This is a genomic window from Rhizobium sp. FG113, assembly GCF_057809895.1.
In genome coordinates this window covers 26,865-46,220 of the sequence record NZ_JBMDKV010000005.1, presented here as the reverse complement: position 1 = coordinate 46,220, position 19,356 = coordinate 26,865, and the positions used below count along the sequence as shown (strand labels likewise).

15 protein-coding genes and 1 other RNA gene are annotated in these 19,356 nt (G+C 62.8%); 14 read left to right on the top strand and 2 right to left on the bottom strand.

Going from position 1 to position 19,356, the window contains the following annotated elements; genetic code table 11:
• Positions 1–12 precede the first annotated feature (12 nt).
• The 14 genes from ACODTZ_RS15045 (at position 13) to murB (ending at position 16,289) form a co-directional block, all read left to right on the top strand.
• Entirely contained in the window at positions 13–1,209 is a 1,197-nt protein-coding gene (locus ACODTZ_RS15045) for an NAD(P)/FAD-dependent oxidoreductase (protein WP_489026639.1), read from the top strand.
• A gap of 49 nt (positions 1,210–1,258) precedes the next feature.
• An RNA gene (rnpB, locus tag ACODTZ_RS15040) (RNase P RNA component class A) lies at positions 1,259–1,654 on the top strand.
• Positions 1,655–2,477: 823 nt separating this feature from the next.
• The gene (mraZ, locus tag ACODTZ_RS15035) at positions 2,478–2,918 is read left to right on the top strand and encodes a division/cell wall cluster transcriptional repressor MraZ (protein WP_489026638.1); all 441 of its coding nucleotides are present in this window, start codon (positions 2,478–2,480) and stop codon (positions 2,916–2,918) included.
• A 14-nt stretch (positions 2,919–2,932) separates the two neighbouring features.
• Positions 2,933–3,958 (top strand): 16S rRNA (cytosine(1402)-N(4))-methyltransferase RsmH, encoded by a 1,026-nt coding sequence (rsmH, locus tag ACODTZ_RS15030; RefSeq protein ID WP_489026637.1) that lies wholly within the window; start codon positions 2,933–2,935, stop codon positions 3,956–3,958.
• A 1-nt stretch (position 3,959) separates the two neighbouring features.
• Positions 3,960–4,358 carry a cell division protein FtsL gene (ftsL, locus tag ACODTZ_RS15025; protein WP_018897561.1) on the top strand — a complete coding sequence of 133 codons (399 nt, stop codon included), beginning with the start codon at positions 3,960–3,962 and terminating at the stop codon, positions 4,356–4,358.
• Positions 4,359–4,360: 2 nt separating this feature from the next.
• A complete protein-coding gene (locus ACODTZ_RS15020) occupies positions 4,361–6,112 on the top strand; it encodes a peptidoglycan D,D-transpeptidase FtsI family protein (protein WP_047505809.1) in 1,752 nt (583 codons plus the stop codon).
• Positions 6,113–6,179: 67 nt separating this feature from the next.
• A complete protein-coding gene (locus ACODTZ_RS15015) occupies positions 6,180–7,640 on the top strand; it encodes a UDP-N-acetylmuramoyl-L-alanyl-D-glutamate--2,6-diaminopimelate ligase (protein WP_489026636.1) in 1,461 nt (486 codons plus the stop codon).
• Positions 7,637–9,070, top strand: a complete 1,434-nt coding sequence (locus tag ACODTZ_RS15010) for a UDP-N-acetylmuramoylalanyl-D-glutamyl-2,6-diaminopimelate--D-alanyl-D-alanine ligase (protein ID WP_047505805.1) — start codon at positions 7,637–7,639, stop codon at positions 9,068–9,070. The genes ACODTZ_RS15015 and ACODTZ_RS15010 overlap by 4 nt, the downstream gene beginning before the upstream one ends.
• Positions 9,071–9,092: 22 nt before the next feature.
• Positions 9,093–10,193: a phospho-N-acetylmuramoyl-pentapeptide-transferase gene (mraY, locus tag ACODTZ_RS15005; RefSeq protein ID WP_047505803.1), complete on the top strand. Its 1,101-nt coding sequence runs from the start codon at positions 9,093–9,095 to the stop codon at positions 10,191–10,193.
• A gap of 7 nt (positions 10,194–10,200) precedes the next feature.
• Positions 10,201–11,613: a UDP-N-acetylmuramoyl-L-alanine--D-glutamate ligase gene (murD, locus tag ACODTZ_RS15000; RefSeq protein ID WP_489026635.1), complete on the top strand. Its 1,413-nt coding sequence runs from the start codon at positions 10,201–10,203 to the stop codon at positions 11,611–11,613.
• A 1-nt stretch (position 11,614) separates the two neighbouring features.
• Positions 11,615–12,769 (top strand): putative lipid II flippase FtsW, encoded by a 1,155-nt coding sequence (ftsW, locus tag ACODTZ_RS14995; RefSeq protein WP_026282825.1) that lies wholly within the window; start codon positions 11,615–11,617, stop codon positions 12,767–12,769.
• A gap of 6 nt (positions 12,770–12,775) precedes the next feature.
• Positions 12,776–13,906, top strand: coding sequence for an undecaprenyldiphospho-muramoylpentapeptide beta-N-acetylglucosaminyltransferase (murG, locus tag ACODTZ_RS14990; protein WP_489026634.1), 1,131 nt, complete (start codon positions 12,776–12,778; stop codon positions 13,904–13,906).
• Positions 13,903–15,318 (top strand): UDP-N-acetylmuramate--L-alanine ligase, encoded by a 1,416-nt coding sequence (gene murC, locus ACODTZ_RS14985; protein ID WP_413395741.1) that lies wholly within the window; start codon positions 13,903–13,905, stop codon positions 15,316–15,318. Before murG ends, murC begins: the two co-directional genes overlap by 4 nt.
• Entirely contained in the window at positions 15,315–16,289 is a 975-nt protein-coding gene (gene murB, locus ACODTZ_RS14980) for a UDP-N-acetylmuramate dehydrogenase (RefSeq protein WP_111562107.1), read from the top strand. Before murC ends, murB begins: the two co-directional genes overlap by 4 nt.
• 57 nt (positions 16,290–16,346) lie before the next feature.
• Here the strand turns inward: murB and ACODTZ_RS14975 are convergent, their stop codons facing one another.
• Both ACODTZ_RS14975 and ACODTZ_RS14970 read right to left on the bottom strand, forming a co-directional pair.
• The gene (locus ACODTZ_RS14975) at positions 16,347–17,444 is read right to left on the bottom strand and encodes a metallophosphoesterase (protein WP_489026633.1); all 1,098 of its coding nucleotides are present in this window, start codon (positions 17,442–17,444) and stop codon (positions 16,347–16,349) included.
• 117 nt (positions 17,445–17,561) lie between these two features.
• On the bottom strand, positions 17,562–18,866 hold the full coding sequence (locus tag ACODTZ_RS14970; protein WP_111562105.1) for an MFS transporter: 1,305 nt from the start codon (positions 18,864–18,866) through the stop codon (positions 17,562–17,564).
• Positions 18,867–19,356 lie beyond the last annotated feature (490 nt).

Genomic DNA, 19,356 nt, shown 5'->3' with positions numbered 1-19,356 from the left:
ATCGGGACGGTCATGAGCGTGGATTTCAAATATATCATCGTCGGCCGTGGCATGATGGGCGCTGCCGCCGCCCGGCATCTGGCGAAATCGACCGATGGCGTTGCCGTCATCGGCCCGGACGAGCCTGAGGATCGCAAGCGGCATGACGGCGTTTTCGCCAGCCATTACGACGAGGGCCGCATCACCCGCACCATCGATCCAGACCGCGACTGGGCCTTGCTCGCCAATCGCTCGATCGGCCGCTACGCCGAGATCGAGCGGGAGAGCGGCGTTTCCTTCTATTCGCCCGCCGGCTGCCTTGTGGTCGGTCCCAAGCGCGGCGGGGCGGACACCTATGTCGAGCGGACATCGTCTGCTGCCCGGTCGCTTGGTGTCGAGACGGCGCTGCTTGACGATGCCGGCCTGAAGGAGCGGTTTCCGTTCTTCGCCTTTGCCGACGGCACCGAGGGTGTTCATGAGCCGACGGGTGCCGGCTACATCAGCCCGCGCAATCTGGTCAGGGCGCAGTCGATCGCCGCCGAGAGGGCCGGGGCTTCCGTCATCCGCGAGGTCGCGGTGTCGATCCGCGACGAGGGCGGTCTGGTTGCCGTCGAGACGGCCGATGGGAGGATATACCGGGCCGAGAAGGTGCTGCTCGCCGCCGGCGGTTTTTCTATTGCGGAGAATCTCTTGCCGCAGCCTGTTGATCTGAAGGTTTATGCGCGCACCATCGCCTTCTACGAGGTCGATGAGGCGGCCGCCGCGCGGTTTGTCGGCATGCCGTCGCTGATCTCGCACGGCGTCGATGGTCTCGACGATTTCTACATGCTGCCGCCGATCCGCTATCCCGACGGCAGGTTCTACATGAAGATCGGCGGCGATCCCGATGATGTCAGGCTGGAGCGTGAGCCGGAGCTGCGGGACTGGTTCAAGACCGATGGGCGAGACAGCGTCCAGTCGCATTTGACGCGGCTGATCGAACAGGCTGTGCCGGAGCTGCGGCCGGTCTCGACATCAAGCGGCTCCTGCGTCGTCTCGTATACGCCGAGCGGGCATCCGATGATCGGCTATACCGCGTCGCCGCGCATCGGCGTTTTGACGGGCGGTTGCGGCACGGCCGCCAAGAGTTCGGACGAGATCGGCCGGCTCGGCGCGTTGCTGCTGCTCGAAGGTCGAATCAACGGACAGGGCTACGCGACGGATTTCAAACCGTATTTCCGCGAAGCCTGACGCGATATTTTGTTGGCATTCGCTCCCAGTCTCGGTTAAGGGAGCCGGGCCAGTTGGCCGGGCAGCCGCGCTTTACCAATGTCGAAAGACGGTAGGGTGAGGAAAGTCCGGGCTCCACGGAAACACGGTGCCGGATAACGTCCGGCGAGGGCGACCTCAGGGAAAGTGCCACAGAAAGCAAACCGCCTGCTTCGGCAGGTAAGGGTGAAAGGGTGGGGTAAGAGCCCACCGCGTCTCCGGCAACGGCGATGGCAAGGTAAACCCCACCGGGAGCAAGACCGAATAGGGATGACGCGGACGGCGCAAGCCGTCCGGCTGGTTTCCAGGCCAGTCATCCGGGTGGGTTGCGAGAGGCAACGTGCAAACGTTGTCCCAGAGGAATGGCTGCCACGTTCCGGTTTCGGCCGGAGCCATACAGAACCCGGCTTACAGGCCAACTGGCGATTGTCTTTTCATCGACGTCCATACGATTTCACTGGCCCTTTGGGGCTCAGTGAGACGTTGGCGGCTGGCGAAGGCACTCCTCGCAAACGGTGCTGCTCAGCGAAAGTGCCGACCATCGCTTGAGTAGTTTTCCACAGTTTACACACTGAATTTCAGAAGTCATGCCGACTTTCTTCAGTGGAGGCTGAGTATTCGGCGACTTCATTCCAGCCAACATTCCCTTGAAGCTAAAACTCGCCATGGATTTTCTCCGTGCTTTCTTAGTTTGTTCTGCAAATGGATATGTTTTTGTCTTTGTGTATGCATTATATCTAAAATACATTATTTTCCGTTAACGACATAGTAGGCATAACACGTCGGATGAACACATGCGGGTGAACGGGGAGGTGGCTCGAGGTATTCACGGCCAGATGTGCATTTAAAGTTGAGTTTTGTGATTTTCACCTGCGCGGCGTGTTCGAATTCATTTTCCGCAACCGGGGATGTTTTTCGCCACACGCTGCGGTGTCGCTCTAGGGCGCTTTGGACGCCGAGAATTCGGGCGTTCATAACCCTTTGTTAAACTTAACAGCTTATAAATTTTCGATACTGCGCTCATCGTGAGACGGGCGTTTCCCATTGACGCCCATATGGTCCCATGTTATCCCATTCCTGCACTGCGCAAGGGCAATCAAGTGCCCACCAATCGCAAAGTAAAGGCGTACTCCTCACCGGAGGCGCTGGATGGAATGTCGTCCATCCGGCTGGCGAAGCTGTGTCTGAGAAATGGGGTTCGGGGCGCCTAATCGCTGTCCGGGCTCTTTCGGGAACGGATGTTTCGTGTCATGGGCCGCTTCCTTTCACATGCGACCAACAGGATCGATTCCAAGGGCAGGGTCTCCGTGCCCGCGGCGTTTCGATCGGTGATGGCGCAGAGCAACATCCAGGATTTGTACTGCTTCCAGGATTTTGTGTTTCCGGCGATCAGCGTCGGCGGTTCGGACCTTCTCGAAAGGTTCGAGCGGCAGATCGCTGCGGAAGATCCGTTTTCGCCGGAAGCGAACGAGATGTCGCTTCTCATTCATGGGGGCGGGGTCTTCATGAAGCTCGACGCCGAGGGGCGGTTGATGGTCACGGATTTCATTCGCGACTTCACCGGTATCTCGGACGAAGTGACCTTCGTCGGTCGGGCGGATCATTTTCAGCTGTGGCAGCCGAAGGAATTTCAGGCGGTGCAGCAACGAGCACGAGAGGAGCGCAGGCTGGCGGGCAGGCGTTCTTCGTAACACGAGGGAACGGAATGGCGGCGAATCCTGACGAAGGTTCAACTGATGCCGGTGGCGGACCGGTTCGCCACATTCCGGTTCTTCTCAACGAGGTGCTGACGGCGCTCGAGCCTGCTGCCGGCAAGGTCATTCTCGACGGCACGTTTGGCGCGGGCGGCTATACGTCGGCCATTCTGTCCGCCGGTGCCGAGGTCATCGCGCTCGATCGCGATCCGACGGCGATCGCGGGCGGGCAGGCGCTGGTCGATGCACATGGCGGTCGCCTGAAGCTCATTCACTCGCAATTCTCGCGGTTGGCCGATCATGCGCCGGCCGGTGGCCTTGATGGTGTCGTGCTCGATATCGGCGTGTCGTCGATGCAGATCGACGAGGCCGATCGCGGCTTCTCGTTCCAGAAGAACGGGCCGCTCGACATGCGCATGTCGGCATCCGGCGTTTCGGCCGCAGACGTCGTCAATCGCGCCAAGGTGGCCGAGCTCATTCGCATCTTCCATTTCCTCGGCGAAGAGAGCCAGTCGCCGCGCATCGCGCATGCGATCGAAAAGCGCCGCGCCGAGAAGCCGTTCGAGACGACGCGCGATCTGGCGGGCCTGATCGAGATCGTCACGCCGCGCAAGATGAAAGACAAGATCCATCCGGCGACGCGGGTGTTCCAGGCGTTGCGCATCTTCGTCAATGACGAACTCGGCGAGCTGGCGCAGGCGCTGTTTGCGGCCGAGCAGGCGTTGAAGCCGGGCGGCCGTCTCGTGGTCGTCACCTTCCATTCGCTGGAAGACCGCATCGTCAAGACCTTCTTCTCCGATCGCGCCGGCAAGGCATCCGGCTCGCGCCACATGCCGATCGCTCACGAGCGCGCCGCGACCTTCGACCGGATCGGCAAGCCGATGGTGTCGGCGAGCGACGCGGAAGCGGAGATCAATCCGCGCGCGCGTTCCGCCAAGCTGCGTGCGGGTCTCAGAACCACGGCACCTGCGGAAGCCGCCGACATGTCGATCTTCGGACTGCCCAACCTCGCAAGCCTCGGAAAGCTCGGAGCCTGATATGCTGAGAACCTTCGACCTCGTACTTGTTGGCGTCATGACGGCCGCGGCCGCCGTGACCTATACGATCAAGCATCGGGCCGAACTCAAGCTCGAGGAGGTTCACCGCCTCGAAGCGGAGATCAAGCTCGAGAAGGACACGATCGACCTCCTGAAGGCCGACTGGGCGCTGCAATCGCAGCCGAACCGGCTGGAGCGGCTGGTCAACAACTACAATAGCGAGCTGCAGCTGCAGCCGACCGTCTCGACCTCGCTGGTGCACGCCAAGGAGCTGCCGATGCTGAAGGCGCAGGTGCCGGTGCCGGAGATTGCCGACGCCAAGACCGGCAAGCCGAAGCCGAAGGTCGTGGCGAAGCCTGTCGAGGAAGAAGACGAAATGACAACCGGATCTGTGGAGTAGAGATGTCCTTTCTTTCACGCATCATGGTTGCCAAGAGCCAGGCCCATTTCTCTTCCGGCGTCTACAGCCGGTTCGGCGGTCCATCAGGCAGCGTGTCGATCCAGGGCTCGCGCAAGAAGCGCAGCGGCCAGGCCAAGAGCCGCGTCGGCCTTCTGGCCTTCGCCTTCGTCTGCGTCTACTGCGTCATCGGCGGACGTCTCGTCGAATACGCCGTGCGCGATCCCGACGTCGTGTCCAGCATCCTGCCGCCCGATCGCCTGCTGGCGTCGCGTCCCGATATTCTCGATCGCAACGGTGAGGTGCTGGCGACCGACATTCGCACCGTCTCGCTGTTTGCCGAGCCGAACAAGATCGTCGATGCCGACGAGGCCGTCGAAAAGCTGACGACCGTTCTGCCCGATCTCGACATGAAGGGCACCTACAAGAAGCTCGCCAACCGCAATTCGCACTTCGCCTGGCTGCGCCGCCAGCTGTCGCCGAAGCAGCAGAGCCAGATCCTGGCGCTCGGCATTCCCGGTATCGGCTTCCGTCCGGAGAAGCGCCGCTTCTATCCCGGCGGTGCCACCGCCGCCCATATCCTCGGCTACGTCAACATCGACAATCGCGGCGTTGCCGGCATGGAGAAATATATCGACGACCAGGGGCTGGCCGATCTCGCCATGGTCGGCATGACCAGCGATCAGCCGCTGGAGCCGGTCAAGCTGTCGATCGATATCCGCGTCCAGAACATCGTGCGCGATATCGTCGTCAACGCGGTGAAGAATTACGAGGCCAAGGGTGCTGGCGCCGTCGTCCTCGACATCCACACGGGCGAAGTGCTCGCCATGGCATCGGCGCCGGATTTCGATCCGAACAACCCGCTCGAAGGCGCCAAGGAAGGCTGGCTGAACCGCATGTCGAACGGCACGTTCGAGATGGGCTCGACCTTCAAGACCTTCTCGCTCGCCATGGCGCTCGATACCGGCAAGGTCAACCTCAACTCCAGCTTCGACGCGACGCAGCCCTTGCATATCGGCGGCTTCACCATCCACGACTTCCACGGCCAGCGCCGCTGGCTGACGCTGCCTGAAGTCTTCCAGTATTCCTCCAACGTCGGCACGGCCCGCATCATCGACATCGTCGGCATCGATGCGCAGAAGGATTATCTGACGAAGCTTGGCCTGCTCACCAAGATGAAGACCGAGCTGCCCGAGGTGAAGATGCCGAGCCAGCCGAAGGTCTGGAAGAAGATCAACTCGGTGACCATCTCCTTCGGTCACGGTGTTTCGACGACGCCGCTGCAGACGGCTGTGGCCGGTGCCGCACTCGTCAATGGCGGCAAGCTGATCGAGCCGACCTTCCTGCCGCGCAATCGCGACCAGGCTGATGAAGTGGCCGAGGTGGTCGTCAAGAAGAGCACCAGCGACGACGTGCGCTATCTCTTCAAGGTCAACGGCGTGAAGGGCTCCGGCCGCAACGCCGATGTTCCCGGCTTCAACGTCGGCGGCAAGACCGGTACGGCCGACAAGGTCGTCAACGGCCGCTACGCCACCAACCTCAATTTCAACGCCTTCCTGGCGGCATTTCCGATCGAGAACCCGCAGTATGTCGTGCTGACCTTCTGCGACGAGCCGCACAATGGCGAAAAGGGCCAGAACATCGCGGCTTATACCGCCGCGCCGATGGTCAAGAACATCATCTCCCGTGCGGCGCCAATCCTCGGTGTGGAACCGAAGTTCGGTGACGACGGATCGGCCATGTTGGTGTCTTATTGAGTCTGGATGAATGTCGCAGCCGATTCGCCATGGGGGCTCGACGGCTCGAGAGAAAAGTGTGCGTTCGATGAAACTGAGGGACATCGCCGGAAATGCGTTTCCGGAATTGAAGGAAGAACTGAACGGCCCGGTGGGCGCGCTGGAGATTTCCGGCCTTTCCGCCGACAGCCGCAAGATCGCGCCCGGCATGGCCTTCGTCGCCGTCGCCGGCACCAAGGCTGACGGCGCGGGCTTTATCGCCGATGCCGCCGCGCGCGGTGCCGCGGTCGCGATCGCCTCGCATCCGACCGAAGCCTCCATTCCCGTTCTCGTCGTCAAAGAACCGCGCCGCTTCCTGTCGCTCGCAGCCGCGAATTTCTACGGCAAGCAGCCGGAGACCATGGTCGCGGTCACAGGAACAGCCGGCAAGACGTCGGTCGCCTCCTTCACCCGCCAGATCTGGGCCTTTGCCGGCCACCCGGCCGCGATGATCGGCACGACCGGCGTCGTCTCGCCGACCCGCAACGATTACGGCTCGCTCACCACGCCCGACCCGGTGTCGCTGCATGCGCTGCTGGCTGAGCTGACCGATGAAGGCGTGACGCATGCCTCGATGGAGGCGTCCAGCCATGGTCTCGACCAGTCGCGCCTCGATGGCGTGAAGCTTGCCGCTGCCGCCTTCACCAATCTCGGCCGCGATCACATGGATTATCATCCGACGATCGAGGACTACATGGCCGCCAAGATGCGGCTCTTCGATACGCTGCTGCCAAAGGGCAACCCCGCCGTGATCTTTGCCGACGACGCATGGTCGGAGCAGGCGATCAAGGCGGCGATCGATGCCGGCCATGTGGTGCGCACGGTCGGCCGTAAGGGCGAGTATCTGACGCTGAAGCGCGTCGAGCATTTCCGCCACAAGCAGGTCGCCGAAATCCACGCCGAGGGACAGATCTTCGAGGTCGACATTCCGCTTGCCGGCGATTTCCAGGTGGCCAATGCGCTTGTCGCCGCAGGTCTTGCCATGTCCACCGGCGTTCCGGCCAAGGTCGCCATGGCCGCGCTTGAAAAGCTGCAAGGCGCCTCAGGGCGCCTCGAGCTCGTCGGCCACACCAAGGACGGCGCGCTCGCCTATGTCGATTACGCCCATAAGCCGGACGCGCTGTCGAATGTGCTGGAATCCGTGCGTCCCTTCACGACGGGCCGCGTTATCGTCGTCTTCGGCTGCGGCGGAGATCGCGACCGCGGCAAGCGGCCGATCATGGGCGAGATCGCCTGCCGGCTCGCCGATGTCGTTGTCGTCACCGACGACAATCCGCGCTCGGAAGAGCCCGCATCGATCCGCGCCGAGATCATGGCGGCGGCTACGTGCGCCACCGAGATACCCGATCGCGCCCAGGCGATCCGCGAGGCGGTTGCCATGCTCAACTCCGGCGACACGCTGATCGTGGCCGGCAAGGGACATGAAGAGGGGCAGACGATCGGTGGCGTCACGCTGCCGTTTTCGGATCACGCCGAATTGCGCAAGGCTTTGGAGGAGCTGAAATCGTGAATTGGCTTTGGACAACGCAGGACATGATCACGGCCATGGCCGGGCGCCCGTTCGGCACCTTGCCTGAAGGGATTACCGGGATCGCGATCGACAGCCGCTCGATCCAGCCGGGTGAGGCCTTCTTCGCGATCAAGGGCGATCGGGTCGACGGTCATGACTACGCGTCGATGGCGATGGCCAATGGCGCTGCGCTGCTCGTCGTCAGCGAGGCGCGGCTGCCGGCGATGGGGCGCCTGACCGTGCCGATGATCGTCGTCGAGGACGTGCTGGTGGCACTCGGCAAGCTCGGGCTTGCGGCGCGGGCTCGGTCTCGTGCCCAGATCATCGCCGTTACCGGCTCCGTCGGCAAGACCACCACCAAGGAGATGCTGCGCCGGGTTCTGGCGCCATCTGGCAAGGTGCATGCGTCGGTCGCATCCTTCAACAATCACTGGGGCGTGCCGCTCACCTTGGCGCGCATGCCGCTCGACACCTATTTCGGTGTCTTCGAAGTCGGCATGAACCACCCGGACGAAATCCGTCCGCTGGTCAAGATGATCGAGCCGCATGTCGCGGTCATCACCACGATCGCGCCGGCGCATCTCGGCAATTTCAAGAGCATCAAGGAAATCGCGACCGCCAAGGCCGAGATCTTCGAGGGCGTCGTGCCCGGCGGCCATGCCGTGCTCAATCGCGACAACGACCAGTTCAATTTCCTCGACCGCACGGCGCAGGCCTGCGGCATCCAGCATATCCATTCCTTCGGGCAGCACGCCAAGGCCGATTTCCGCATGGCGGAGTTCAACGGCGGCGACCAGAGCTCGACCTTGTGGATCACCATCGACGGCGAAACCCATGAGGTCGCAATCGGCGCGCCCGGACGGCACATCGCCGAGAACGCGCTGGCGGCACTCGGCGTCGCCCGGATCGTCGGCGCAGACATGCAGTCGGCGATCGCGGCACTGGCAACGCTGCAGGCCGAAAAGGGCAGGGGGCGTCGCCACAAGCTCTCGATCGGCCATGGCAGCTTCACAGTCATCGACGAAAGCTACAACGCCAATCCGACATCGATGCGCGCGGCGATCGCGCTGCTTGCGAGCTCCATGCCGACAGGATCGGGACGGCGGATCGCCGTGCTCGGCGACATGCTCGAAATGGGCGACTATTCGCAGAAGGTCCACACCGATCTCGCCGGGCCGCTGCTTGCCGCCGGCATCGAACATGTCTGGCTCGCCGGCCACGAGATGCTGGCGCTGAAGGAATCACTTCCCGAGAGCGTTTCGGTCGTGCATCGCGCGCAGACCGACGAACTCATCGACCACGTACTGAACTCTGTCGCGGTAGGCGACGTGCTGATGGTAAAATCGTCATTGGGCATCGGTTTCGGCAAGATTATTGCCGCGCTCCTTGACAAGTTCCCGCCATTTGCCGACACGCAACGCGAATTTTGAGCGGGTAAACAAGGGGCCCTGAATGCTGATTTGGCTAGTCGAACTGTCGGAACACCTGAAATTTCTGAACCTGTTCAGATACATTACGTTCCGCACGGGCGCCTCTCTCTTCACCTCCGCGCTGATCGTTTTCCTGTTCGGACCGATGATCATCAATTCGCTGCGCATTCGCCAGGGCAAGGGTCAGCCGATCCGCGCCGACGGACCGCAGACGCACTTCAAGAAGGCCGGTACGCCGACCATGGGCGGCCTTATGATCCTGGCCGGTATCGTCGGTTCGTCGCTTCTGTGGGCGGATCTGTCGAACGTCTATGTCGTGGCGACGCTGCTCGTCACCCTCGGCTTCGGCGCGATTGGTTTCTATGACGACTATCTCAAGGTCAGCAAGCAGAGCCACAAGGGCTTCTCCGGCAAGGCGCGTCTCGGCATCGAATTCGTCATTGCCGGCATCGCCGTCTATTTCATGATGCGGGCGTCGCTGGCCTCGGGCCCTGCGGGCTCCACCTTCGGTTCGTCGATCGCATTCCCGTTCTTCAAGGATTTCCTGATCAACCTCGGCATCATGTTCGTGGTCTTCGGCGGCTTCGTCATCGTCGGCGCCGGCAATGCGGTCAATCTGACCGATGGTCTCGATGGTCTCGCCATCGTGCCCGTCATGATCGCGGCGGCCTCCTTCGGCGTCATCGCCTATCTCGCCGGTAACGCCGTCTTCGCGAACTACCTGCAGATCAACTTCGTCCCCGGCACGGGCGAGCTCTCCGTCGTCCTCGGTGCCGTCATCGGCGCCGGCCTCGGCTTCCTGTGGTTCAACGCGCCGCCCGCCGCCATCTTCATGGGCGACACCGGTTCGCTGGCGCTCGGCGGCACGATCGGCACGGTTGCCGTCGCCACCAAGCACGAGATCGTCATGGCGATCATCGGCGGCCTGTTCGTCATGGAAACGCTGTCCGTCATCATCCAGGTCGGCTTCTTCAAGATGACCGGACGCCGCGTGTTCCTGATGGCGCCGATCCACCACCATTTCGAGAAGAAGGGCTGGACCGAAAGCCAGGTCGTGATCCGCTTCTGGATCATCGCCGTCGGCCTTGCCATGCTTGGCCTCTCGACGCTGAAGCTGCGGTAAGACGATCATGATCCCGGTCACCACGCTCTCTGGAAAAAAGGTCGCGCTCTTCGGGCTCGGCGGTTCCGGCTTCGCCACGGCGCGCGCCCTGATCCTTGGGGGCGCGGAGGTGACGGCGTGGGACGACAATCCCGACAGCGTGACCAAGGCCGCGGCCGAGGGCATCCACACTGCCGATCTCAGGACGATCGACTGGAACGCGCAGTCGCTGTTCGTGCTGTCGCCGGGCGTTCCCTTGACGCATCCGAAGCCGCACTGGACGGTCGATCTGGCGCGTGCCGCCGGCGTCGATATCGTCGGCGATGTCGAGCTTTTCGTGCGCGAGCGCCGGGCGCATGCGCCCGATGCGCCGTTCATCGCCATCACCGGCACCAACGGAAAGTCGACCACCACGGCGCTGATCGCCCATATCCTTAAATCGAGCGGCCGCGACACGCAGCTCGGCGGCAATATCGGGACGGCGGTGCTGACGCTGGAGCCGCCGAAGGCTGGGCGCTTCTACGTCGTCGAGTGCTCGTCCTACCAGATCGATCTCGCGCCGACGCTCAATCCGTCGGCCGGTATCCTGCTCAACCTCACGCCCGACCATCTCGACCGCCATGGCACGATGCAGCACTATGCTGACGTCAAGGAGCGGCTGGTCGCCGGCAGCGACGTCGCCATCGTCGGCGTCGACGACAGCCATTGCGAAATGATCGCCGACCGCATCGAGCGGGCAGGCGGCAAGGTCACGCGCATCTCCCGCCGCCAGGTGCTTGCCGACGGCATTTATGCCGAGGGCACGAAGCTCATCCAGGCGCAGGCGGGTGCCGCACTGCCGATCGCCGACCTCGACGGTATCCCGACGCTTCGCGGCAGCCACAACGCGCAGAACGCGGCGGCAGCCGTGGCGGCCTGCCTTGCGGCCGGTGTCTCGGTCGAGGATATCCGCGAGGGGCTAGCGTCCTTCCCGGGGCTGAAGCACCGCATGCAGCCGGTTGGCCGGCGCGGTAATGTGGTGTTCGTCAACGATTCCAAGGCGACCAACGCCGATGCGGCTGCACCGGCTCTATCGAGCTACGATCGCATCTACTGGATCGCCGGCGGCCTGCCGAAGGCTGGCGGGATCACGACGCTCGCGCCGTTCTTCCCGCGCATCGCCAAGGCCTATCTGATCGGCGAGGCGGCCGCGGAATTCGCGGCCACGCTCGGCGAGGCGGTGCCCTACGAGATCTCGGGAACGCTGGACCAGGCGGTCGCGCATGCGGCCGAGGATGCGGCAAAGGACGAGAGCGGGCCATTGGCGGTCATGTTAGCACCGGCTTGCGCAAGCTTCGACCAATATAAGAACTTCGAAGTCAGGGGCGATGCATTTGTGAGCCATGTGGCAGCGCTCGACGGAATCACCATGCTGATCGGTTCGGCAACAGGAGAGAAGTGACATGGTAAGTCGTGCGGAACGCGGGGCATTGGCCGATTGGTTCTGGACCATCGACCGGTTCTTCCTGGCGATGTTCATCTTCCTGATGGGCATTGGCTTCATGCTGTCCTTCGCCGCATCGCCGGCGGTGGCCGAGCGCATCGGGCTTGAACCGTTCCACTTCGTCAAGCGCCACGCGGCCTTCATGATCCCGTCGCTGGCGGTGATGATCGGCCTGTCGTTCCTGACGCCGCGGCAGGTGCGCCGTACCGCGATCCTTCTCCTGATCGTCGCGATCGCCATGATGCTGCTCGCGCTGTTCTTCGGCGTCGAGGTCAAGGGTTCGCGCCGTTGGGTGACGCTGGCCGGTATCTCGATCCAGCCGTCGGAGTTCATGAAGCCGGCCTTCGTGGTGGTCTGCGCCTGGCTGTTTGCAGAGCATGCGCGCCAGCCGGAAATTCCGGGCAATCTCTTCGCCATCATCCTCTTCGGCATGGTCGCGGCGCTTCTCGTGGCGCAGCCCGACCTTGGTCAGACCATCCTGACGACAGCGGTGTGGGGCGGCATGTTCTTCATGGCCGGCATGCCGTGGCTTTGGATCATCGTGCTCGGCGCCGGTGGCGTCGGCGGTCTTGTCAGCGCCTATTACGTCTTCCCGCACGTGGCGCTGCGTATCGACAAGTTCATGACCGGTGAGGGCGATACGTTCCAGATCGACACGGCGCGCGAAGCGATCATCCGTGGCGACTGGTTCGGCCAGGGACCGGGCGAGGGCATCGTCAAGCGCATCATTCCGGACGCGCACACCGACTTCATCTTCTCGGTCGCGGCAGAGGAATTCGGCATCATCTTCTGCATCGCTCTGGTCTTGCTGTTTTCGGCGCTCGTTCTGCGCGGTCTGTCGCATGCCTACAAGGAGCGCAACGATTTCAACCGTTTCGCCGTCGCTGGCCTCGTGCTGCAGATCGGCATACAATCCATCATCAACGTGGGCGTCAATCTCGAGCTGCTGCCGGCGAAGGGCATGACCCTGCCGCTGATTTCCTACGGCGGTTCGTCGATGGTCGCCATCTGCGTCACGGCCGGGTTCATTCTCGCGCTGACGCGTCACAGACCGGAAAAGCGTGCGCAGGAGCGGAGCCTGTTCCGCGTCGCGCACGGCATTCCGGCGGAGTAAGACTATATGAGCAAAGGCATCGTTCTGCTTGCCGCCGGGGGAACCGGCGGCCACGTGTTTCCGGCGGAGGCCCTGGCCTACAAGCTGAAGGAACGCGGCTATTCCGTGCATCTGGTGACGGACAGCCGGGCGGAGCGCTATGCCGGCAAATTCCCGGCCGACGAGATCCATGTCGTGCCGTCAGCCACGATCGCCTCGAAGAACCCTGTTGCCGTCGCGCGTTCGCTGTGGACGCTGTGGAGCGGTATGCGGGCGGCCAAGCGCCTGATCGGGCGGTTGAAGCCTGTTGTGGTCGTGGGTTTCGGCGGCTATCCGACGGTGCCGCCGCTGCTCGCCGCCACGCGTCTCGGCGTGCCGACCATGATCCACGAGCAGAACGCCGTGATGGGCCGCGCCAACAAGGCGCTCGCCAATCGCGTCAAGGCGATCGCCGGCGGGTTCCTGCCTGAGAATGGCGGTGCCTTCCCCGAGAAGACGGTGACGACGGGCAATCCTGTCCGCCCTGCCGTCATCGAGGCGGCGAAGACGCCCTACACGCCGTCGCATGTCGGCGAGCCGTTCAATCTCGTCGTCTTCGGCGGCAGTCAGGGCGCGCAGTATTTTTCCAAGGCGATGCCGACGGCAATCAGCCTGCTCGACGACGATCTGCGCGCGCGGCTCCGGATCACCCAGCAGGTCCGTCCCGAGGACATGGACATGGTCGGCGATTGCGTCGCCAAGCTTCAGATGGGCGCCGCGTCCGACATCGCGCCCTTCTTCACCGATATGGCCGAACGGCTGGCCAAGGCGCATCTCGTCATCTGCCGCTCCGGTGCCTCGACGGTTTCCGAGATCTCGGTGATCGGCCGTCCGGCGATCCTGGTGCCTTATCCGCATGCGCTCGACCACGACCAGGCGGCCAATGCAGCGTCGCTGGCCGCTACCGGCGGCGCCAAGGTGATCGTGCAGGCCGAGCTCTCGTCCGAGAAGATCGCCTCGATCCTGACGCATACGATGAACGACCCGGAAAAGCTGGCGCGTATGGCCGCCGCCGCCAAGCAGGCGGGTAAACCTGACGCCGCGAACTTGCTTGCCGACATGGTAGAGGCTATTGCGGCGGGACGTACAATTGCAGAGTTCAAGGGGAAAAGCGCATGAAAATGCCGAAGGCCATCGGCCTCGTCCATTTCATCGGCATCGGCGGTATCGGCATGAGCGGGATCGCCGAGGTGCTGCACAATCTCGGCCATCGCGTCCAGGGATCCGACCAGGCCGATAGCGCCAACGTCCAGCGCCTGCGCGACAAAGGCATCGAGGTGTTCGTCGGTCACAAGGCCGAGAACCTTGGCGATGCCGAGGTCGTCGTCGTTTCGACCGCGATCAAGAAGGACAATCCCGAGCTCATCGCCGCGCGCGAAAAGCTGCTGCCCGTGGTGCGCCGCGCCGAAATGCTGGCCGAGCTGATGCGCTTCCGCAATGCGATCGCGATCGGCGGCACGCACGGCAAGACGACGACCACCTCGATGGTCGCGACGCTGCTCGAAGCCGGCGGGCTCGACCCGACCGTCATCAATGGCGGCATCATCAACGCCTACGGCACCAATGCCCGCATGGGTGAGGGCGAGTGGATGGTGGTCGAGGCCGACGAATCGGACGGCACCTTCCTGAAGCTTCCGGCCGACGTCGCCGTCGTCACCAATATCGATCCCGAGCATCTCGACCACTATGGCAATTTCGACGCCGTGCGCGCCGCGTTCCGCCAGTTCGTCGAGAACGTGCCGTTCTACGGCTTCGGCGTCATGTGCCTCGATCATCCCGAAGTGCAGGCGCTGGTCGGCCGCATCGAGGACCGCAAGGTCGTGACCTATGGCGAGAACCCGCAGGCCGACGTGCGCTTCATGAACGTGCGCATCGACGGCGCGCGCTCGACCTTCGACGTCGAGATCCGTCGCCGCCGCACCGGCCAGGTCATCAAGCTCGACAATCTCGTTCTGCCGATGCCCGGCCGCCACAATGTGTCGAATGCGACCGCCGCAATCGCGGTTGCCAATCGCCTGGGCATGTCGAGCGAGGATATCGCCAAGGGGCTTGCCTCCTTCGGCGGCGTCAAGCGTCGCTTCACGCTGACCGGCGAATGGAACGGCGTGCAGATCTTCGACGATTACGGTCACCATCCGGTCGAGATCAAGGCGGTGCTGAAGGCGGCGCGCGAGGCGTGCAAGGGCCGCGTCATCGCCGTGCACCAGCCGCACCGCTATTCGCGCCTTTCGAGCCTGTTTGCGGAATTCGCTGCCTGCTTCAACGACGCGGACAGCATTTTCCTGGCGCCGGTCTATGCCGCCGGCGAAGAGCCGATCGAAGGCGCCAATGCCGAAGCGCTTGTTTCGCTGATCAAATCGGGCGGGCATCGCGATGCGCGCTTCCTCGCCTCTCCCGAGTTGTTGCCTGAAATGGTCGCAGAGATTGCAAAGCCAGGCGATTTCGTGGTTCTGTTGGGGGCTGGGAGTATCACTTATTGGGCAGCAGCACTGCCCAAGCAACTGGAAGGCCTTTCGGGTAGATCCGCATGAAACAGGTGAATGGGCAAAAGCTTCTTGCGTCGCTGGGCGACGGTGTAAAGGACATCCGCGGGAGAATTACGCCGGATGCGCCGATGGACCGCGTCACCTGGTTCCATGCCGGTGGCCTCGCGGAACTGATGTTCCAGCCGCACGACGAAGAGGATCTGATCGCATTCCTGAAGATCCTGCCCGAGGATGTTCCGATGACCGTGGTCGGCGTCGGTTCGAACATCCTGGTGCGCGATGGCGGCATTCCCGGCGTGGTGCTGCGCCTTTCGGCCAAGGGCTTCGGCTCGGTTGAACTCGCGGGCGAAAACCGCGTGCGCGCCGGTGCCATCTGCCCGGACAAGCATGTCGCGGCCATGGCGATGGACAACGGCATCGGCGGTTTCCACTTCTACTACGGCATTCCCGGCAGCATCGGCGGCGCAGCGCGCATGAACGCCGGCGCCAATGGCGGCGAGACGCGTGATCGCGTCGTCGAGGTGACCGCGATCGACCGCAAGGGCAACAAGCACGTGCTGTCGAATGCCGACATGGGCTATGAGTATCGCCATTCGTCGGCCGCCAGCGACCTGATCTTCACCTCGGTGCTGTTCGAAGGCTATGCCGAGGACCGCGCCAAGATCCGCGCCGACATGGATGCCGTGCGCAGCCATCGCGAGACGGTGCAGCCGATCCGCGAGAAGACCGGTGGCTCGACCTTCAAGAACCCCGAGGGTCACTCCGCGTGGAAGCTGATCGACGAAGCGGGATGCCGCGGTCTAGTCATCGGCGGCGCGCAGATGTCGTCCTTGCATTGCAACTTCATGATCAACAACGGCCAGGCGACCGGCTACGACCTCGAATATCTCGGCGAGCAGGTTCGCCGCGAGGTGTTCGAGAATTCCGGTATCAAGCTGGAATGGGAAATCAAGCGCCTGGGCCTGTTCATGCCCGGCCGCGAAGTGCGTCCGTTCCAGGGCGTGACGAGCGAGTAGGCTTTTAAGCCCGTCGGTGCCGCAAGCTGCGGCGCCCCTTTGCACGCACGATGTGCTTTAGCCGAAATGTTTGGTGAAGGCGGTGGTGAAGGTCACCCCGCCGACATCGTCGCTTGCGTCGCCGATCGCCACATCCATGACATTCCCCTTGATACGCACGAGGCTGAAGCCGCCCATGAAGGCGGCGCGCGCCTTGAAGACATCGATGCCGCCGGCCTGGTAGGCCATGCGCGTGTCGTGCTCGTGGCCGTGGAAAATGCCGATTACGTTGTAACCTTGAAGGGTTGCGAGCAGTTGCTGACGTTCTGATTCACCCCACCAGTGCGGCGCGCCGCTGCCCTCAACGGTGAAGGTGCTCTTTGCCGGGTCCCAGCGTTCGAGCGAGAACTTGTCCCATCCATAGTGCTGGAAGATCACGACCGGGCGGCCGTCGGCGGCATAGGCTGCGAGGTCGCGCTTCATCCAGTCGAGGCTGTTGGCCGTGCCCTTGGTGTTGTCGCCGCCATAGCGCTGCGCCTGGATGAGGTGCAGTCCACCCCAGTTCCAGGAGTAGTTGTCGGAGGCCTCGTCGTAATTGTCGACGGGCACGACCGGCTTGAAGAAGACGCTCGGCTTGTGGTTCAGCTGCACGTAGTCGCGCAACTCGTCTCGGTACCAATCGACCTGCGGCGGATGGCCGTCCTGGTCGAGATCGTGATTGCCGAGTCCGACATAGACGGGGAAGTGGATGTGGTCGGCGCCCGGTCCCTGCTGATAGCGATGCGAGAACTGCAGCAGCTGCGACCCCTCCGCGAACTCCGCCATCTGGCCGCCGCCATCATCGGTCACGTCGCCGCAGACGATGACGCCCTGCGGCTTGGCGATCCGCTGGCCAGCGAGAGCAAAGCCGGTCGGCTTTCCCGATATCGCTTCCGGCCAGGTCTGGTGGTGGATGTTGTTGAGCGCCCTGATGTGGCGCAGCAGGTTGGCGTCGGTCTTGCCCTCTGCCTCGCAATTCGGGCTGAGGCCATCGCCGATGCGGCAGGCGTGGATGTCGTTGATGACGAGGAAGGTGACGTCGGTATCGGGGACGTCGGCAGCGCGGGCGAGGGGCGGGAGAGATAGCGACAGGCCGGCGCCCAGGCCATGCGTCAGCAGCGATCGTCGTGTCAGCATTCGTCTCTCCCCAACCTTTGATCGCATCGAAAATAGAGGCAGGGCGTTAACAGACAACAACGAAAAAGGCCGCGACGGTTTCCCGTCGCGGCCTCGAATTTGCGATCAGCGCTTCGATCAGACTTCGTCGCGGCCTGAGGCCAGGATGCAGATCAGCGTGATGACGGCGGAGAGGCCGAGATAGTAGCCGACGTAGAGCATGCCGTAGTTCGCCTGCAGCCAGGTGGCGATATAGGGCGCGAGCGATGCGCCGAAGATGCCTGCGAGGTTGAAGGTGATCGACGAGCCGGTGTAGCGAACGGCGGTCGGGAAGGGAGCTGCGAGCGCCGTGCCGATCAGGCCGTAGGTCATGCCCATCAGCGCCATGGCGACGATCGCGAAGACCAGGATGCTGCCTTCGCCGCCAGCCATCAGGCCGGGGAGCAGGAAGGAGAACAGGCCGATCAGCACCGTCGTCAGGATCAGCATTTCGCGGCGGCCGAAGCGCTCGGCGAGCTTGCCGATGATAGGGATGAAGATGCCGAAGGAGATCGAGCCGACGATCTGGATCTCGAGCGCGTCGAGGAACGGGATCTTCAGGACTTTGACGTTGTAGGAGAGCAGGTAGGCCGAGCCGATGTAGAACAGCACGAAGGTGGCGAGCGCCACGAAGGTGCCGAGGAACAGGCTGCGCTTGTGCTTGCGGAAGACTTCAGCAACCGGAACGGCGACGCGCTCCTGCTTGTCGATGGCCTTCTGGAAGTCAGGCGTTTCGGTGATCGAGAGACGGACCCACAGGCCGATGACGATCAGGACGATCGAGGCGATGAAGGGTACGCGCCAGCCCCAGGCCAGCAGCTGTTCCTGCGGCATGAATTGCAGCAGCACCCAGAAAATGCCCGAGGACAGGAAGAGGCCGAGCGGTGCGCCGAGCTGCGGGAACATGCCGTACCAGCTGCGCTTGCCCTCAGGCGCGTTTTCCGTTGCCAGCAGCACCGCGCCGCCCCATTCGCCGCCGAGGCCGAAGCCCTGGCCGAAACGGCAAAGCGCGAGAAGCAGAGGTGCTAGAACGCCGATCGATTCATAAGAGGGCAGCAGGCCGATGATGACGGTGGAGATACCCATCGTCAGCAGGGCCGCGACCAGCGTCGTCTTGCGGCCGATCCTGTCGCCGAAGTGGCCGAAGACCACGGCGCCAAGCGGGCGGGCGAAGAAAGCGATGGAGAAGGTCGCGAAGGAGGCGAGCAGCGCGGTGGTCGGATCGCTGTTCGGGAAGAACAGCGTCGGGAAGACCAGCACGGCGGCCGTCGCGTATACGTAGAAGTCGAAGAATTCGATGGTGGTGCCGACGACGCTTGCGATCAGAACGCGTGCCGGCGAGTTGAGCGGTGCACTGTTCGATGAAGCTGATGTCGGCGATACTGGAGATATCGCGTCTGACATTTTCATTCCAATCGGGATTTCGGTTGTATGCCTTTGGGAGGCTAGGGGCTCATAACGCAATTTTAGTTCGGCGCAAACGTTAATCGCGCAATAAACCGACAAAAACTAGGGTGCTTCCTTTTGGGGGCGTAAAGCCGGGCGCCCGATCGTGCTTCAATCCGTATTTCCAGTGGGTGCAGGCGCGATTTGAGACCAGATTTGCGCCGGCGCAATTCCTGCTGCGCCCGGCCTTCGCAGCCTGCTTGGCGCGATCGCTTAAACTTTTTGTTTCGCTTTGACATATCGGCCGTAGCGCTTGGCGCTGCGGGGTTTTCGCGTTTCGACAGTTGCGCCCGACTGTCGCAATTCATGCCACTGCAGCCAGGAAGTTAACAAAAGTAAACGCTTCGTTAACCATAATGACGCTCTAATACACGTGCGCCAGGCGAGCCAGATTCGGAAGAAAGCCAGCTTGGTGCAAGCCTTGGAATGCAAAGTACGGATTATTTTG

What these genes read in the sequence shown, in the direction of transcription:
- ACODTZ_RS15045 (WP_489026639.1), top strand. Translation starts at nt 13, where the DNA reads ATGAGCGTGGATTTCAAATATATCATCGTCGGCCGTGGCATGATGGGC.
- mraZ (WP_489026638.1), top strand. Translation starts at nt 2,478, where the DNA reads ATGGGCCGCTTCCTTTCACATGCGACCAACAGGATCGATTCCAAGGGC.
- rsmH (WP_489026637.1), top strand. Translation starts at nt 2,933, where the DNA reads ATGGCGGCGAATCCTGACGAAGGTTCAACTGATGCCGGTGGCGGACCG.
- ftsL (WP_018897561.1), top strand. Translation starts at nt 3,960, where the DNA reads ATGCTGAGAACCTTCGACCTCGTACTTGTTGGCGTCATGACGGCCGCG.
- ACODTZ_RS15020 (WP_047505809.1), top strand. Translation starts at nt 4,361, where the DNA reads ATGTCCTTTCTTTCACGCATCATGGTTGCCAAGAGCCAGGCCCATTTC.
- ACODTZ_RS15015 (WP_489026636.1), top strand. Translation starts at nt 6,180, where the DNA reads ATGAAACTGAGGGACATCGCCGGAAATGCGTTTCCGGAATTGAAGGAA.
- mraY (WP_047505803.1), top strand. Translation starts at nt 9,093, where the DNA reads ATGCTGATTTGGCTAGTCGAACTGTCGGAACACCTGAAATTTCTGAAC.
- murD (WP_489026635.1), top strand. Translation starts at nt 10,201, where the DNA reads ATGATCCCGGTCACCACGCTCTCTGGAAAAAAGGTCGCGCTCTTCGGG.
- ftsW (WP_026282825.1), top strand. Translation starts at nt 11,615, where the DNA reads ATGGTAAGTCGTGCGGAACGCGGGGCATTGGCCGATTGGTTCTGGACC.
- murG (WP_489026634.1), top strand. Translation starts at nt 12,776, where the DNA reads ATGAGCAAAGGCATCGTTCTGCTTGCCGCCGGGGGAACCGGCGGCCAC.
- murC (WP_413395741.1), top strand. Translation starts at nt 13,903, where the DNA reads ATGAAAATGCCGAAGGCCATCGGCCTCGTCCATTTCATCGGCATCGGC.
- murB (WP_111562107.1), top strand. Translation starts at nt 15,315, where the DNA reads ATGAAACAGGTGAATGGGCAAAAGCTTCTTGCGTCGCTGGGCGACGGT.
- ACODTZ_RS14975 (WP_489026633.1), bottom strand. Translation starts at nt 17,444, where the DNA reads ATGCTGACACGACGATCGCTGCTGACGCATGGCCTGGGCGCCGGCCTG.
- ACODTZ_RS14970 (WP_111562105.1), bottom strand. Translation starts at nt 18,866, where the DNA reads ATGTCAGACGCGATATCTCCAGTATCGCCGACATCAGCTTCATCGAAC.